This window comes from Desulfotruncus arcticus DSM 17038 (assembly GCF_900113335.1).
Lineage (GTDB): Bacteria > Bacillota > Desulfotomaculia > Desulfotomaculales > Desulfallaceae > Desulfotruncus > Desulfotruncus arcticus.
Genome location: NZ_FOOX01000016.1, coordinates 16,185 through 31,973 on the forward strand (window position 1 = coordinate 16,185; position 15,789 = coordinate 31,973).

Consider the following 15,789-nt stretch of genomic DNA (forward strand, 5'->3'; position numbering starts at 1 on the left):
CATCTGGGCCTGCAGCAATCCCTGGAGCAAGGATTCGGCGTCTGCACTGTGCAAAATACCGGCGTGCCCCTGGCGCTCAACCATATGATCAGGGAAGAATCATATTTTTTAAACCAGCTGGCTCAGGTGACCACCCAGCTTTCCGTCCAATAAAAAAGAGCGTGTAGGCTAGTATGGAATGGTGGACAAAACAGCCAAATGATGTTAATATACATGTAATTGAATAACTTGTTCAGGTCCCCCGGTTACGCCGGGGGGGTAAAAGGGAACCGGGTGCAAATCCCGGACGGTCCGGCCACTGTAAGTGAGAGGCGGCCCCCAAATGCCACTGGGTATTTAATGCCCGGGAAGGCGGGGTAGCGCTGTTAACCACAAGTCAGGAGACCTGCCTGGGCAAAAAATCAAGTATCGCCTTCCGTGGAGAGGTTAGGTGCGCACAGGATATTGGATTCAGAGGTATCATGCCTTTAGAAACCCCGGCTTTTACGGAAAAGCCGGGGTTTTTGTATTTAGCCTCTTTTATGCACTACTATGCACTACTTTTTAAGCGCCCCTTACACAGCATACATAATCCCTTTCTCTGCCCGGGGTCCGGTAGACGCCCTTGTTAAACCTAACCCCTAAAAAGTAAGGAGGAATCAGTTTTTTGAAGAATAAAAGAGCCATTTTGCTGGTTACTTTCGGGACAAGTGTACAAGCCGCGGTGCCGGCCTTTGTCAATCTTGAGCAAACGGTGAAAGACACCTTTCCCGGCGTTGAAGTGCGCTGGGCCTATACTGCCAAAACTATTAGAGACATAATAGCCGAAAGGGACGGCAAGATCATTAATGATCCCATTACGGCCCTGAAAAGGTTGTGGGAGGACGGATTTGAAAAAGTTGTGGTACAATCGGTGCACGTAATCCCGGGTCGGGAATACAACGACCTCGTTGCTGACCTCAACGGCTTATTAATGTCGCAGTCGGTGGTAAAGGGAATAGCTCTGGGTAAGCCTCTTTTGTACCATCACGAGGATTACATTGCTGCCGCGGAGGCGATAACTGCCCAGTTACCTGTCAATACCGCGGCCAACGCCGTGGTTTTAATGGGTCACGGCAGTGAACACCATCCTGCCGATGCTGCTTACGGGAAGTTCAATGATGTTTTGCGGCACAAGTATAAAAACGTGTTCCTGGGTACCGTAGAAGGCTACCCCACCCTGGAGGAAATTGTAGCGGATCTAGCAGCGTCCGGGGTTAAAAATGTCACCCTGATGCCCTTTATGAACATTGCTGGGGATCATGCTTTAAACGACCTGTACGGCGACGGGAGAGACTCCTGGAAAACCCGGCTGAACGGGCTCGGATATAAGACCGATGGCTACATCAAGGGGCTGCTGGAGAACCGGGGCTTTATAAATATATACCTCAAACACCTGTCCGCAGCCATGTCACAAATAAACTATTCATCAGCCCTCGATTGTTAACCCTTCCTAAAATAATTACTTATTTGAGTATTGCAATTGGTGCAAGCCAGGCTGGTAAATAAGTCTCTTAATCAAGAAAGTGGATGGATAACGGCATTTGTTCGTGAATAAAGGTTTAAGATGCTGTGAGTGCCGAGACGGAAATGCCACCTGGCCAGGCCCGGTATAGAGGTTCTCCGGGCAATATCATATAGGTAACGATCATTACGAATTTATCGTCTGCAGCGTCCAGCTTGTAGTTCCAGACCGTGGGTTGCTCCGCATCCAGCCAGTTTTTTAATCTTCGCTGAAGCTTCATTGGATCTTCTGAAATAAAGATTCGGGTAAGCATGTAAGCACCTCCCAAGCTTTTATTATTTTCATCATAGAGGTTTGGTCGTTAGCCGATACAGAGCTGATATTCCCAATTGCCGTAGGACCTAAGACTCAAATCGATATTATTGTTGACTTAATCATTTAAGCGTATTAAAATCTATTTAAGTTTTTACTTAATTAAAAAGGATTGAATTGTCATGAATGATCTATCAGTAATATTAAAAGCACTGGCTGATGAAACGCGCTTTAAAATAATAAACATACTTATTACCCATAATTATTGTGTTGGGGCTCTGGCCTACAATTTGGGCATCTCTAAGGCAGCCGTTTCCCAGCATTTACAAACATTAAGAAAAGCGGGATTGGTGAAAGGAGAAAAAAATGGTTATTGGACCCATTACTCGGTAGAAAAAGAATTGCTCATTATGGTTGCTGAAGAATTAAAAAAAATAACCACTCAGCCTAGCTACCATGAGCATGTATGTCATCAGAAATATTCAAGGAAGGCAGATACTGGGGAAAGGAGGGAACCAAAGATGTGCAATTGCAATTGTGAACGTCCGGAAAAATTGAAAGAAAGCCCGGAAAAATGCACTCCGGAACAGATTCAAAAGTGCCATGGGGATGTGAAAGACCATCCTTGCCAGGGTAAAAAAGAATAGTGTTGATTTGGAGGGGTGGGGTAGTTACTTTCCCACCCCTATTTATACTGCAATAGTCATCTTGTATAGAACAAAATACTATACGGTATACATAATACGGAAGGGAGGAAATTGAACATGCTGGAGGTAAACGGTTTAACTAAAAAATATGGAGACTTTGCTGCGGTAAAAGATGTTGCTTTCAGCGTCGCCAAAGGGGAAATCTTCGGCTTTCTTGGTCCCAATGGCGCCGGAAAAACCACCACAATTAATATGTTGACCGGTTTAGCTAAAATAACTTCCGGTTCCGTTAATTTATCCGGCATTGATTTAACCCGCCATATAAAGCAAGCTCAGCAGCTGATGGGTATCGTCCCTGACGAAAGTAACCTTTACGAAGAACTTGACGGGTTTGAAAACCTCTGCTTCTGCGCCTCCCTTTATGGTCTGGAAAAGCGTATGCGTGAAGAAAGAGCCCGGCATCTTTTAAGCCAATTCGGCCTGGCTGATACAGGCAAAAAACTTTTTAAGGCTTATTCCAAAGGGATGAAAAGAAAACTTACCATCGCCGCCGGTATTATCCACGAACCCAAGGTACTCTTTTTAGACGAACCTACAACCGGCATTGATGTGGCCAGTGCCAGGCAGATACGCTCTTTAATTAAAGAACTAAATAAAAATGGCACTACTGTTTTCTTAACCACGCACTACATAGAGGAAGCAGAGCGGCTTTGTCACAGGGTAGCATTTATTGTTGGCGGTGAGATTGTACGCTGCGGAACCACAGACGAGCTGATGCAGGAAGCCCAGCGGGAAAGCATTGTTCAATTTTCCTTTGACGGCGGAGCTTCAAAAATAACACAGGTTATAAAGGTGGAATTCCCGGACTATACAGTTGAGATCACAGGTGACAACAGCATTAGAATTCATTCCCCCGCTTCCATTAATCTTATGCCATTTATGAGGTTTTTTGAAGATAATGGTCTCACCGTATTCGAAGCAAAAATAATACGTCCTTCTCTGGAAGAAGTATTTGTGAAAGTAACCGGCATTGAACCTGAGAAGATGAAGAAAGAGAAAGAGGGGCGAAAGAAATGAGTGTTTGGACCGCTTTTGGGAGCATTCTAATGAAAGACATTAAAACTTATTATTTAAAACCACCCAACATAAGCTGGGGTATAATCTTCCCCTTTGCCTGGACCCTGATGTTTTTCCTTAGATCCCAAAGCGCAATGGATATCCGGGACATTTTACCGGGGATTATTTCCATTTCCATTCTTTTTGGAACTACATCCATGCTCTCGGTAACGATCACTTTTGAAAGAAAAAGCCGCTCATTTGAAAGACTTTTGTTGGCGCCTATCAGTCTTAATCTGCTGATGTTGGCCAAAACCACCGGAGCAATTCTATTTGGCATTATTAATGCCTTTGTGCCGGTTATATTTGCCCTTTTTATGACTGATTTGTCCGGCGTCCACTGGCTTACCATGACCGGAAGTGTTTTTTTAATTGCTCTAACCCCAACTTTTCTGGGCTTATTCATCGCGGTATCAGTAAGTGAAGTTTTTGAGGCGCAAACTTTCTCCAACTTTTTTAGATTTCCTATGATCTTTCTGTGCGGGTTATTTATTCCGGTGCAAGAATTACCCATTTTTTTGCAACCCATATCTTATATTTTGCCACTCACTTATGGTGCCGACATATTAAAAACAGCCATCAGCGGCAACGGGTACATGCTGATCTGGTTCAGTTTTTTAATGCTGATTGGATTTAGTGTCGCTTTATTCGGATTAAGTATCATTAATGTAAGAAAGAAATGGATTTATTAACACAACATACCGAGGTGCAGTTCAACAGAAAAAGCTTAAACCAAAATGAATATTTTGTTTTAAGCTTTGGGTGGTTAATTCCGTCAATAATTAACAACTCAAAGCCTTTTTATTTTACTGCATTTTATTACGCCAGAAAAATATACCTGTCCCCATATGGAAGGTGGATATAAAACAACCATTGTATTGCTCAAGTATACGAAGTTAATTGCAGACGACTGAGTAGAATAAATATAAAAGCGCTATTATTCCTAAATGGCGAATGCGTCCAATAGGCCGTTTGCCTGTGGTATGATAATTATTTAGTTAAGCTGGGGCAACTACCAAAAGTATATTCCAATTTAACCAACGGTGAGCCAATAGAAATTTATGGTCGCTTAAGTATCCATAGCATGAAAAGTAGTGCTTGTTTCAGTTTGACATTAAGTTAATATGTGTATATACTCATATTAACTTAATTAAGTAAAAAGAGGCATTAACCAATTTTAAGGAGGAAGATTAATGAAAGTAGTAGCTTTTAACGGCAGTCCACATAAAGAAGGAAATACTTATCATGCACTAAGAATAGTTACAGGTGAGCTTGAAAAAGAAGGTATAGAAACAGAAATTATTCATGTAGGAAACAAGTCGATTAGAGGATGTTTAGCATGTGGGCAATGCGGGAAGAAAAGGGATGAGAAGTGTATTGCGGGAGATGAAGTGAACGAATGGATTCAAAAAATGAAAGAAGCGGACGGCATAATTTTGGGATCACCTGTTCACTATTCGTCAATTGGTGCTACAATGAAAGCCTTTTTAGATAGGGCATTTTTTGTTGCTGGTAACAACGGTGGAATATTTAGACATAAGGTGGGTGCTGCTGTTGTTGCTGTAAGACGTTCAGGGGGATTGCCTGCCTTTGACCAATTAAATCATTATCTTACTTATTCCGAAATGATCATGCCAACCTCATGTTATTGGAATGTTATTCACGGCACGACGCCTGGGGAAGCGTTGCAAGATGCTGAAGGAGTGCAAATCATGAGGGTCCTTGGTAGAAATATGGCATGGGTCCTGAAATTAGTTAAAAACGGAAAAGGGGCTGTGGAGGAACCGGAAAGAGAAAATAAAGTAGCTACAAATTTTATTCGTTGAAGCATAATACTATTTAACCACTGCCCACGCGAAGTGTACATGCTCAACAGCATAATAGCCGTTCGTGCGTCCCCGGAAGTAGCGTTCCTGGATGCCGGACGGGCTTAGATCTTCGTTGAGGCGTAAGCCCAAGCGTCCAAGGTCCTCGGCAAGCATGGGCGGGTCAAAGCCTGTAATTAGCGGCTCCCCCCACTCCCGGCATTTGTGAAATCCACCGGAACGAAATGTAGATTTTTCGGAAGTTCCCAGCCTAATTCAATGAGCCGGTGGCGCTTAAATTCCTGCGTGGCGGGATGGTCAAGCTCAAAAATCTTAATTTTATCTAACATCTCAGGGTGCCGAAAAGCAAAGGTATCCATCCCCGCCCCCAGTATCACATACTGTTGCACACCCTGACTTAGGGCATCTTTAAGGGCATCTTCCGTATAACGAGAACGGCTAAGGCTGTGGGATGCGCTCGGTATGACCCGCAACGCTCATGCCAGACGGTCTGCCTGGTTATGGCAGGACTCGGCGCCTATAGGGTCAACAGATTCAATAAGCTGAATAGGCGGCGGCGTAAATTGCTGCTCAAATATTCCGCGTTCTTCATCCGTAAGTAAATCATACGCCAGATTGTCCTCAAAGATTCTTAGGGTACCACTCATGGCATGGTAGCCACGAACGTAGGCCATTAACAATGCGGTACGGCTGATCTGTTTTTCTTTCATTGGTATCCCCCTCTCAGGCTATGATTAAATAATAACCAAGATGGAAGGTGAGGTCTTGAGGTTTTTTACAGTAATCAATTTAAAGCACAGGTAAATAAAGATAAAATTTTCTTGTTTGCTCGTAATCTTCGGTTTGCAATGTAAACAGATCAAAGCCCACACCTTTGTTTAATTTAAATTTCGATACACGGAGCCATTTGTGCAAATCTCCCAGTACTGTATGAAAAAACAGTCCCAAAATATCCGGGTATCTGAATACCGCGTATTTGGATGCGGGAATAGTCCTTTGCTTTAAACCGGAACAATCACCTGTATATTCCCCTGCGGGTATGCCTGAAAAACAGTTAATGCGGAAGCCATTGCTATTACAAGCGCGCATGACATTGAACAGCCGTCCGGCGGTGCCTTTGATAAAATACTCCTCTTCAAAATTGTTGCCCCTACGGATTGCTTCCTCCAATTCGCACCTAATTTCCGGTTGAAAAAAGATTTCTTTTCCCAACAGCGTTATTTCTTTAAGTTCCCGACAAGAGTAGTCAATAATAATATCCTTGTTTTTATTCCTGAAGTCGCGCTCGACGACATCCAGCTCTTCCTTTAAGGCAACGGAAATGTTATTCTTCCTGTAGTTGTATGGGGTGATATGAAACATTTTTTTAAAATCCCGGGTGAACTGCTCATGGGAATTGAAGCCGTGCTGGAATGCAATGTCGGCTATATTGCGGTCTGTCTTTCTTAATTCAATGGCAGCTGCGGTAAGCCTGCGCCCCAGAATATATGATTTAACGGTCTGATTGGTTACTGCATGGAAGATTCGATAGAAATATGTAGTAGATATATAATACCGTGATGCCAGTTCCTCCAAGGCCAGCTTGCGGTGCAAATTAGACTCAATATATTGTATGGCGTCATTGACTATTTCAATGTAATTCACATGATCTTCCCCCTATATACTCTCTCCTCGGCAGCTCACCGATTTAATTTCCAAGACCGACCGTAAAACAAAAGAAAAGTAAAGAAATTATCGCCCAATCTGTCTGATGAGCATAAACAATTATTTAATAGTTTATTAGTTGGTTTTTCAGTTATCCTTGACTGCAGTATGATGAGTATATTGGGGATAGTTATATCCTCTATTATATATTCGAGCAAGGTAAATGATTATTTAAACCAGCAAAATTTAATATATCAATCTCATCATGATGAATTAACAGGATTTTATAAAGGTAAATTTTAGACCTAACGCTCTAAACGAGTCAATTAGGTCTATATTACTTGAAAAATAGAAATAGCCTAAACCATTTATTCTCCGGAGTGCTTTGTCATTTACTTCTATCTGGGCTTACTTTTTCCCTATGAGCTACCCATGGCTTATAAACGCCTGCGTGGCCCATATTGAGCTCAAACACCTTGTTATTCTTGCCATGTCTGCGTTCTTTGCTCATTTGTCCAATCCTTTCTTGATTTTTTTGATTACCATGTAGGCTGATCTTAGTTTGGCCAAACCTGTGAATAACATACTTGCAAAAGTCCTTCGTACCTTCAAGAACCGGACTTGTGCAACTAACACATCCGGTTCTTCCTCCAAGCTGAATTTTGCCATTTTGAATTTTAAGGCTTCAAAGAACGCATTCCCTATAATTGGAGATATCAGCCCGCCTTCTGACGGCCAGTCAATCGTGCCAACCACCTTAAAAACTTAAAACCCGCAAGGCCTTACGAATAAGGGACCTGCGGGTTTTATTCGGTTTTTCTACTTTGGATAATGCACGTATTGCACCCCAACAAATTCAGCGAGAGTTTACCAAGCCGCATAATAGCCTCGTCAACTTCCTTACTCCAATTGACGGCAAAATTTAGACGGAAATTTCTTATGTAGTGCTGCCGTGAGGAAAAAAGAACCCCCGGGGCAATAGAAATTCCCTCATTTGCCGCAGTAGCAGAAAGCTCAACGGCATCATAACCCGGAGGCAGTTCAACCCATAAAAAATGACCGCCTTGGGGATTGCTTGTACGCGTTCCGGTTGGAAAGAAAAGAGCAATTTTGTCTTGCAAAAGACTGGCGTTTACCTTATATTTCTTGCGTAAAAGCCGCAGGTGCCGCTTCAAACCACCGTCTTTCAAATACGCTGCCAGAGCCAGCTGCGTTGCCACGGGTGTTGCAAGCACGGACATGGCATGACAGCGCAGTATGTCACTGGTGTAAGGCCCACCGGCCAGCCAGGCGACCCTGTATCCCGGAGCAAGTATCTTACTGAAACTCCCTACATAAATCACCCTATCCGGAGCCAGCGCCTTTAATGGGCGCGGACGATAAGTATTGAAGGTAAGTTCTCCAAATGTATCGTCTTCTATCATAGGAAGGTTATGTTTTAAGCAAAGTTCAACCAGAGCTTCCTTATTCTCATCGGGCATCACCGCTCCCGTTGGATTGGAATAACTGGGTGACAGTATTAAACAGGCGGGTTTCAGCCCCCGGCTCAATATTGTTTGCAATGCGTCCACTGCCAGACCGCTTTGCGGGTCGCAAGGTATTTCAACCGCTTTTAGGTTAAAAAACTGCAAAAGGGAGTAAAAACCGTAGTAACCGGGTGATTCAACAGCTACAGTATCTCCTGGCCGGGTCAATGATCTTATCGCCAGCATTAGAGCCTGGGTTGCCCCGGCCGTTACAGCAATCTCATCTTCCGGAATAACGCACCCGGCCTCAATCATCCATTTCGCAATCATTTCCACCAGGGAGTGGTGTCCTCTGCCAACGCAATACCTGTTAATCAGATTTGGATCGGTGCGGGCAACCCGGGCCAGGCGTATGCTCAGTTCTTCGCTTGGAAAATAACCGGGTTCAGGCATCCCGGTGCCGAGAGGTAGAATGTCTTTTCTTAATGCCAGAGTCAGAAGTCTTTCTACAGCCTCCGGAATCATTACCGCTTCAGTCCTGAGGGCAATATCCGACCGGGTTGCCTGTGGAGGACAAGCCAATTTATATGTCGGGCGAAGAGCACTGGAACAAACATAGTATCCGCTTTGCGGCCGGCTTTCAATTAATCCCATGTTCTCCAGGCGGCGATACGCCTCAAGGACGGTCATTATACTAACGCCCATTTGTTTGGCCATGGAGCGGACAGAGGGCACCCGTTCGCCATCTTTCAGCGTTTCCAGCCTGATAAGATCCATAATTCTATTCATAATTTGGTCATACTTTTTAATTCCTATCACAGCTCCTTACGGTCTTTTCAGCACCACTATAAAACAGTAACACAAATTTTACAACTGTTATAGGTCAGTTTTCTATAAACTGTACCTGTCTATTAAAAAGAAATAAGGCTATTATCAATACAGGAGTTTTGGAACAAATTATCTTGCCTGTATGTACAAGAGCTACGTCCTGATAAAGAAAGGTGATGAATATGGCAACAATTCGCCAGATGAATGAAAAGGACCGCACATCAGTCATTGACATCTTTAATTATTATGTTGAGCAAAGCTTTTCTGCCTTTCCGGAGGAAAAAATACCTTATACATTCTTCGATGAATTATTTCTAAAGAGCGAAGGCTATCCCCGGATAGTTGCAGAGAATCAAGAAGGAAACATTATCGGCTTTGCTATGCTGCGTCCACATAGTCCTATACCTGCATTTCGCGGCACCAGCGAAATCACCTACTTTATCAAACCGGATATGACGAGTCGGGGGCTGGGAACCCTTTTGCTGGAGTATCTGCTGGAGGAAGCCAGGTCAAGAGGCATCAAAAACATACTGGCCGCAATATCTTCCATTAACCAGGGCAGCATTCGTTTTCACAGCAGGCATGGGTTTGAACAATGCGGTCGTTTTACCGGAATAGGAATGAAAAAGGGTATTAACTTCGATGTAATTTGGATGCAGTTGACATTATAAGCATAAGGGGGGATATTATGGCAGCCATTAATTGTTACAATGATGCCAAACGCGCCCGGGCGTATGCCAAACTGGAGTTTTCGGGCACGTACTTCCTGGCATACAGGGATTTGCCGGATATACTGTTTGAACATGCAAACGGAAAAAAGGCCCTGGATTTTGGCTGTGGCGCCGGACGTTCCACCCGGTTCCTGAAAAAGCTGGGGTTTGACACTGTGGGGGTTGATATTGCAAAGGATATGATAGAAAAAGCGTTGGAAATGGATCCTGACGGAAATTATATTCTTATAAAAGATGGCCGCCTGAGCCAATTTGAAAATAATACCTACGACCTGACTCTGTCTGCGTTTGCTTTTGACAATATCCCCTCAGTGGAAAAGAAGGTTGATATTTTAGGGGATATGGGGAGTATACTAAAGAGAGATGGAATAATTGTCAACCTTGTATCGTCGCCTGAAATTTATATAAATGAATGGGCATCATTCTCCACCTGGGGCTTTCCCGAAAATAAAAAGGCCAAAAGTGGAGACAAGGTCAAAATAATTATTACAGATATAGAAGACAAACGGCCGGTAGAAGATTTTATGTGCACAGACGATGATTATAAAAAGATTTTTAAAAAAGCCGGGCTTGAATTGGTTAAAACCTACAAGCCACTGGCCAGAGAGAGTGACACTTATAAATGGGTCAGTGAAACCAGTATTGCACCATGGACTATTTATGTATTAACAAATAAAACAAGCCCCGGTGAGCAGAGTTTTACCAATTAGCGCCGGGAAAGTGCTCATCCAGCTCCGGGTGAAAGAATATTTTCATCTCCTCCAGCGTCTCCTTTGGATAAACATATTTATCTGTGCGGCCACTCTAAAACAAAAATCCCGCAAACCCTTGGTAGCCAAGTACTTGCGGGATTTTTGTTTGATTTTTTAGTTTGGATAATTTGCCTCCTGTTCCTGTTTTTCTTGAAAATATTCCCGGCAGTGATAAATATCACACCTGTTTCGTGACTTAGCAAACTTCTAATAATAGATAAATTGGCTATGATGTTATAAAAGTTATGAGAATTCAGGTTGTGATCTAAAATAAATAAAAGAAGAGTCAATGCCCAAGGAATAATAATCTAAGGAATCTTAGCATGGAGGTGCTTTAAGGTGAAATTAACCGGCAACTGTTTAACAACAGCAATGGGTATTTTGCCCCATGACAATATAGAGGATGCTTTTAAAATTGCTTTCTCTGTTGACATTCCTTTTTGGCCGCAGCTTCCCAAGTTCAGCTTTTATGAAGATATGTATGTTCAGGTATGCGAGAATTTTCCCGGCATTAACATTGACGAGGAAAAATATCGTGTATCCTTGGATACCGCTTCTTTTTACAATAAGCTGTCGGAATACGCAGTCAAAAGTGACGGTGAGGGAATATTTAAATTGTCGCCTAAATACTCAGTCACACTAAATAGGTTTCTGCTGGAAGATTTCAAGGATTATCAGTACATAAGGGGCCAGAATATAGGGCCAATAAGTTTTGGCTTAAAAATAACCGATGAAAATTTAAAGCCTATTATCTATAACGATGACATCAGGGAGTTTTTATATGACTTTATAGCTCAAAAAGTAAACGCTCAATACAGACAGTTAAAAAAGGTGCATGATAATCCATTTGTTTGGGTGGATGAACCCGGTTTGGAGATGATTTTTTCGTCGTTTACAGGTTATCCCAGTTCCAGGGCCAAGGAAGACTTTAGAGGTTTCCTGACCAGGTTGGAGGGACCCCGGGGAGTGCACTTGTGCGGCAACCCCGACTGGTCCTTTTTGTTAAGCGGCTTGGATTTGGATATCCTGTCCATAGATGTATTTGGTAATGGACAAATTTTTGTGCGGTATGCGGATGAGATTAATGAATTTTTAAAGCGGGGTGGCATAATTAGCTGGGGAATAGTGCCAACTCTGACAGAGGAGGTTGATGCTGAAGAAGTCAACACTCTGGCGGACAGGCTGGAAAATTTTTGGATTTACCTGGATAAGCGGGGGATCAATCTGGAATTAATTGTTTCCCAGGCCTGGCTGGCGCCGGCCCGCTGCTGCCTGGTCAATGCCGACGGAGCTAAAACAGTTGAAAAATCTTTTGCCCTGCTTAATAACGTTGCAGCAAGATTAAAGGAAAAGTATCACCTTCTTTAAAACAGCAAGGCCGCGCTACCTTGATCTTTTTAATGGTATAGCAAGGCTGCTGGCAGTAAATAAATCCTTGGCTAACCAATCATTAAACATTTTAATATAACAAATTTAATAAAAGGTGCGGGCCGTAATACCGGCACCCTTATTATAAAGCTTGGGAGGTGTGCTCATGGGTTACAGACTGGAGATAGAAGCGTTTAACGCTATTTTGGGTGATTTGCGCCGGAATTTTCGGGTTTATGCACCGGTGAAGATGAAGGGAAAGGGCGCCTTTGCGGGAACGGACCTGGTAGCATATGGCGAGATCAACAAATTTGAAGAGATTGTATTTAACCAAAGATCTGCATATTCAGCCAAAGAAATTGTTTTTAAGCCGGTTGAGACAATGTTTTATTTTACCGAAAACGAATATCAACAACCGGCTGTACAAAGCCAAAATATACTCATTTTTGCCCGTCCATGCGATATCAATGCTTATAAACGCCTGGATGAAATTTTTATTAACAACGGACCTTTTAAGGATAGCTCTTATCAGCAGCAGCGGGAAAAGGTTAAGTTTATCCTGATGGAATGCGGGGAAGGTTTTGATAGCTGCTTTTGCGTTGCTACGGGGACGAATGTAACAGATGATTATGCATTGCTTGTAAGACCCACCGCGGGTTTTGTACAGTGCCAGGTAAAGGACCCTGAATTAAAACCTTATTTCAACGGGTTAAATGAAAACATAGAAATAACTCCGCGTTTTATAGAAAAAAACCAATATACACCACGACTGCCGCAAAACATTAACAACGATGTATTTAACAGCCCCCTGTGGCAGGAATATACCTCGCGCTGCACGGGATGCGGCCGGTGCAATTTTGTCTGCCCGACTTGCAGCTGCTTTACCATGCAGGATATTTTTTATCGTGACAATGAAAATTGCGGAGAGCGGCGGCGCGTATGGGCCTCCTGCATGGTGGACGGGTTTAGTGAAATGGCCGGCGGTCATGCTTTCAGGAATAATCAGGGGGAACGAATGCGGTTTAAAGTGATGCATAAGTTCTACGATTTCCATAAGCGATTCGGATATCATATGTGCGTTGGCTGTGGCAGGTGTGATCATATCTGCCCGGAATACATTTCGATTACAAAGTGTATAGAAAAGCTTGATTAAAAATTGAAGTACCTTCAGGGGGTGAATAACCAGTGGCGACTAACCCGTATTTATCGCAAAAGGCAAAAATCATCAGCATTAAACCCCAGACTGATATCGACTATACTTTCATTTTGGAAAGCGGCATCAAACCAAGCAGCGGCCAATTTGTAGAGGTCTCACTGCCCAAAGTGGGTGAATGCCCCATATCCGTGAGCGATTTCGGAGACGGTTGGTTTGAGATGACCATCCGCCGGGTGGGCAAGGTAACCAATGTGCTGCACCAGCTTAAAGAAGGGGATGGATTATTTATACGAGGCCCTTATGGCAACGGCTTTTCGATGGATAAATACCGTGGCAGGGAAGTGGTCGTTGCGGCAGGCGGCACGGGGCTGGCCCCGGTTAAAAGCCTGCTCAACCGTCACCGGGAATTTGGTGGATTAACTTTGCTTGCCGGATTTAAAAGCCCCGCGGATGTGCTATTTCGCCCCGAACTGAAGAAATGGGGGCAATATTTCAATGCTACAGTAACAGTTGACCGGGGCGATGAAAACTGGAATGGCAATGTTGGGCTAATAACACAGTATGTTCAATCATTAAACTTGAGTAAACCCGGTGAGGTAGAAGTAATCGTAGTAGGACCGCCTTTGATGATGAAATTCACAGTTCAAGAATTTCTCAGGCTCGGCGTGCCCGAGAAAAACATAACCGTATCCTTTGAAAGAAAGATGTGCTGCGGTATCGGCAAATGCGGCCACTGCAAAATAGATGATACTTACGTGTGCCTGGAGGGTCCCGTATTTAACTATACCCGGGCCAAAAATTTGATTGACTAACCGGGGAGGGAAAGTAAAATGACTGTAAACACCAAGAAAATGATTAAAAACGCTTATCGTGTTACCAGGGACAGGGGCATAACCGCCCTTAGAATCAGGGTCCCCGGCGGTCATCTTGATGTTAAGTATCTGGATATTATCAAGGAAGTGGCCCAAAAATTCGGTAACGGTACGGTGCATATAACAACCCGCCAGGGTTTTGAAGTGCCCGGCATTCCTATGGAAAAGATGAACGAAGTAAATCTAATGATTGAGCCGATCATCCGGGGACTGGAAAAGGAAATTGGCGTTGCCATTGAGAACAACCACGAAGGATACCCGGCTGCGGGTACCAGGAACGTTTCAGCCTGTATTGGCAGCAGAGTCTGTCCCTATGCCAATTATGACACCACCGACCTGGCTTATAAAATTGAGCGCACTATTTACCCCAACAATTACCATGTGAAAATTGCCGTTTCGGGATGTCCGAACGACTGCATCAAGGCCCATATGCAGGATATAGGGGTACTGGGCATGGTTGAACCGGTTTATGATCCCAGTCGGTGTATTTCCTGCGGGGCCTGCGTAGACAATTGCCGTAAGCGCTCCTCCGGCGCCCTGAGAATGGTCAATTACCGGGTGGAAAGGGATGAAAGGCAATGCCTTGGCTGCGGGGAATGCGTGCTTACCTGTCCCAATGCGGCCTGGACCAGAGGTAATAATTTTTACCGGCTTGTGATCATGGGGCGTACAGGTAAAAAGAACCCTCGACTGGCCCGCACCTTTTTACAGTGGGTGGATGAAGATGTTGTAATTAGTGTGATCAAAAACATGTACGGATATATTGAAAAACACATAGACCGCAGTCTGCCTAAAGAGCACGTGGGCTATATAGTTGATAGAACCGGGTATAACATTTTTAAAGAAGAAGTGTTAGCGGGTGTAAACCTGCCGGAAACCGCCCAAGTTGCCGAATTTATGGATTTCGGCGGTTATTTTTATAATAGAAATCATATGGTTCGGGAAGGGGCATCTTAACAGCAAAGCCCAGGAAAATTCCTGGGCTTTGCTGTTGCGTTTACTGCACATTATACATGCCTCGGCTCTGCAAATAATTAAAGATAGCCTCGCCATGCTGCTGTTCTTCTTTTTGTATGTGATTTAATACCTGCCGGACATTGGCATTGGTGCATTCAAAAATTGTATTATCGTATGTGCCGGAAATGTATTTTTCGGTAACTAGCATATCGTTACACAGCCCGATATCATTTTGGCTTGCTGTGCCCGGGTTCTTGTTCTGGGCAGCCGCTTGTGTGTATTGGCTTTGGCCCTGGCTCTGATTCTGTTGACTTTGTTGCAGGTTAGGAACCTGACCGCTTAACAGCTGATTAACAGTATTTAGATGCTGTTGTTCTGTTTGGGCCAGCGCATTGAACATTTGCTTAAGTTGAGGATCCTGGGCCTGCTGAGCGTAGTTTTGATACTTTTGCACACATAGTTCTTCATGTTTCTTTTGATCCTGCAGCAACATATTTTCTTTTTGAGATAGGTTATATGCCAATTGCGATCCACCTCCTGTACTTATTATTGTTATTATTTAACCTATCTCAGTATTTATACTATGCTAACATTAGTTGGCTACCACGGCATGAACTGGCCAAACGGCAAA

General features: G+C 43.6%; 19 protein-coding genes and 1 riboswitch. Of the genes, 12 read left to right on the forward strand and 7 right to left on the reverse strand.

Annotation, left to right across the window (positions count from 1 at the left end):
- The first annotated feature begins 21 nt into the window (after positions 1–21).
- Positions 22–153 carry a hypothetical protein gene (locus BM056_RS26340; protein WP_274377567.1) on the forward strand — a complete coding sequence of 44 codons (132 nt, stop codon included), beginning with the start codon at positions 22–24 and terminating at the stop codon, positions 151–153.
- A gap of 64 nt (positions 154–217) precedes the next feature.
- Positions 218–407: riboswitch (cobalamin riboswitch) on the forward strand.
- Between the two features lie 239 nt (positions 408–646).
- Positions 647–1,465, forward strand: a complete 819-nt coding sequence (locus tag BM056_RS18650; RefSeq protein ID WP_092473269.1) for a sirohydrochlorin cobaltochelatase — start codon at positions 647–649, stop codon at positions 1,463–1,465.
- Between the two features lie 115 nt (positions 1,466–1,580).
- Here the strand turns inward: BM056_RS18650 and BM056_RS18655 are convergent, their stop codons facing one another.
- Positions 1,581–1,796: a hypothetical protein gene (locus BM056_RS18655; protein WP_092473271.1), complete on the reverse strand. Its 216-nt coding sequence runs from the start codon at positions 1,794–1,796 to the stop codon at positions 1,581–1,583.
- Between the two features lie 181 nt (positions 1,797–1,977).
- On the opposite strand from BM056_RS18655, the gene BM056_RS26665 reads away from it, so the two are divergent.
- The 4 genes from BM056_RS26665 to BM056_RS18675 all read left to right on the forward strand — a co-directional run bounded on the left by BM056_RS26665 (position 1,978) and on the right by BM056_RS18675 (position 5,384).
- A complete protein-coding gene (locus tag BM056_RS26665; RefSeq protein ID WP_092473273.1) occupies positions 1,978–2,442 on the forward strand; it encodes an ArsR/SmtB family transcription factor in 465 nt (154 codons plus the stop codon).
- 117 nt (positions 2,443–2,559) lie between these two features.
- Positions 2,560–3,519 carry an ABC transporter ATP-binding protein gene (locus tag BM056_RS18665; protein WP_092473275.1) on the forward strand — a complete coding sequence of 320 codons (960 nt, stop codon included), beginning with the start codon at positions 2,560–2,562 and terminating at the stop codon, positions 3,517–3,519.
- The gene (locus BM056_RS18670) at positions 3,516–4,250 is read left to right on the forward strand and encodes an ABC transporter permease (RefSeq protein WP_092473277.1); all 735 of its coding nucleotides are present in this window, start codon (positions 3,516–3,518) and stop codon (positions 4,248–4,250) included. The genes BM056_RS18665 and BM056_RS18670 overlap by 4 nt, the downstream gene beginning before the upstream one ends.
- Before the next feature lie 501 nt (positions 4,251–4,751).
- Positions 4,752–5,384 (forward strand): flavodoxin family protein, encoded by a 633-nt coding sequence (locus tag BM056_RS18675; RefSeq protein WP_092473279.1) that lies wholly within the window; start codon positions 4,752–4,754, stop codon positions 5,382–5,384.
- 176 nt (positions 5,385–5,560) lie between these two features.
- Here the strand turns inward: BM056_RS18675 and BM056_RS26670 are convergent, their stop codons facing one another.
- The 5 genes from BM056_RS26670 to BM056_RS18695 form a co-directional block, all read right to left on the reverse strand.
- The gene (locus BM056_RS26670; protein ID WP_238456550.1) at positions 5,561–5,773 is read right to left on the reverse strand and encodes a class I SAM-dependent methyltransferase; all 213 of its coding nucleotides are present in this window, start codon (positions 5,771–5,773) and stop codon (positions 5,561–5,563) included.
- A gap of 87 nt (positions 5,774–5,860) precedes the next feature.
- Positions 5,861–6,094 carry a hypothetical protein gene (locus BM056_RS26675; protein WP_207648219.1) on the reverse strand — a complete coding sequence of 78 codons (234 nt, stop codon included), beginning with the start codon at positions 6,092–6,094 and terminating at the stop codon, positions 5,861–5,863.
- Positions 6,095–6,173: 79 nt separating this feature from the next.
- Positions 6,174–7,028, reverse strand: coding sequence for a helix-turn-helix domain-containing protein (locus BM056_RS18685; protein WP_092473281.1), 855 nt, complete (start codon positions 7,026–7,028; stop codon positions 6,174–6,176).
- 507 nt (positions 7,029–7,535) lie between these two features.
- Complete coding sequence (locus BM056_RS18690; RefSeq protein WP_092473284.1) at positions 7,536–7,784, reverse strand: hypothetical protein; 249 nt, start codon at positions 7,782–7,784, stop codon at positions 7,536–7,538.
- Positions 7,785–7,834: 50 nt separating this feature from the next.
- Positions 7,835–9,313 (reverse strand): aminotransferase-like domain-containing protein, encoded by a 1,479-nt coding sequence (locus BM056_RS18695; protein WP_092473285.1) that lies wholly within the window; start codon positions 9,311–9,313, stop codon positions 7,835–7,837.
- A 209-nt stretch (positions 9,314–9,522) separates the two neighbouring features.
- Here BM056_RS18695 and BM056_RS18700 point away from each other — a divergent pair, with 209 nt between their 5' ends.
- The 6 genes from BM056_RS18700 to asrC all read left to right on the forward strand — a co-directional run bounded on the left by BM056_RS18700 (position 9,523) and on the right by asrC (position 15,158).
- Positions 9,523–9,993 (forward strand): GNAT family N-acetyltransferase, encoded by a 471-nt coding sequence (locus BM056_RS18700; protein WP_207648220.1) that lies wholly within the window; start codon positions 9,523–9,525, stop codon positions 9,991–9,993.
- Between the two features lie 17 nt (positions 9,994–10,010).
- Positions 10,011–10,763 (forward strand): class I SAM-dependent methyltransferase, encoded by a 753-nt coding sequence (locus BM056_RS18705; protein ID WP_092473289.1) that lies wholly within the window; start codon positions 10,011–10,013, stop codon positions 10,761–10,763.
- A gap of 381 nt (positions 10,764–11,144) precedes the next feature.
- Entirely contained in the window at positions 11,145–12,173 is a 1,029-nt protein-coding gene (locus BM056_RS18710; RefSeq protein ID WP_092473291.1) for a uroporphyrinogen decarboxylase/cobalamine-independent methonine synthase family protein, read from the forward strand.
- A 166-nt stretch (positions 12,174–12,339) separates the two neighbouring features.
- A complete protein-coding gene (gene asrA, locus BM056_RS18715) occupies positions 12,340–13,326 on the forward strand; it encodes an anaerobic sulfite reductase subunit AsrA (protein WP_092473293.1) in 987 nt (328 codons plus the stop codon).
- Positions 13,327–13,358: 32 nt separating this feature from the next.
- Positions 13,359–14,141 carry an anaerobic sulfite reductase subunit AsrB gene (gene asrB, locus BM056_RS18720; protein WP_092473295.1) on the forward strand — a complete coding sequence of 261 codons (783 nt, stop codon included), beginning with the start codon at positions 13,359–13,361 and terminating at the stop codon, positions 14,139–14,141.
- A gap of 18 nt (positions 14,142–14,159) precedes the next feature.
- Positions 14,160–15,158: a sulfite reductase subunit C gene (gene asrC / locus BM056_RS18725; protein WP_092473297.1), complete on the forward strand. Its 999-nt coding sequence runs from the start codon at positions 14,160–14,162 to the stop codon at positions 15,156–15,158.
- Positions 15,159–15,198: 40 nt separating this feature from the next.
- Here asrC and BM056_RS18730 read toward each other — a convergent pair whose 3' ends face one another.
- Positions 15,199–15,651, reverse strand: a complete 453-nt coding sequence (locus tag BM056_RS18730) for a spore coat protein (RefSeq protein ID WP_092473454.1) — start codon at positions 15,649–15,651, stop codon at positions 15,199–15,201.
- Positions 15,652–15,789: the final 138 nt, after the last annotated feature.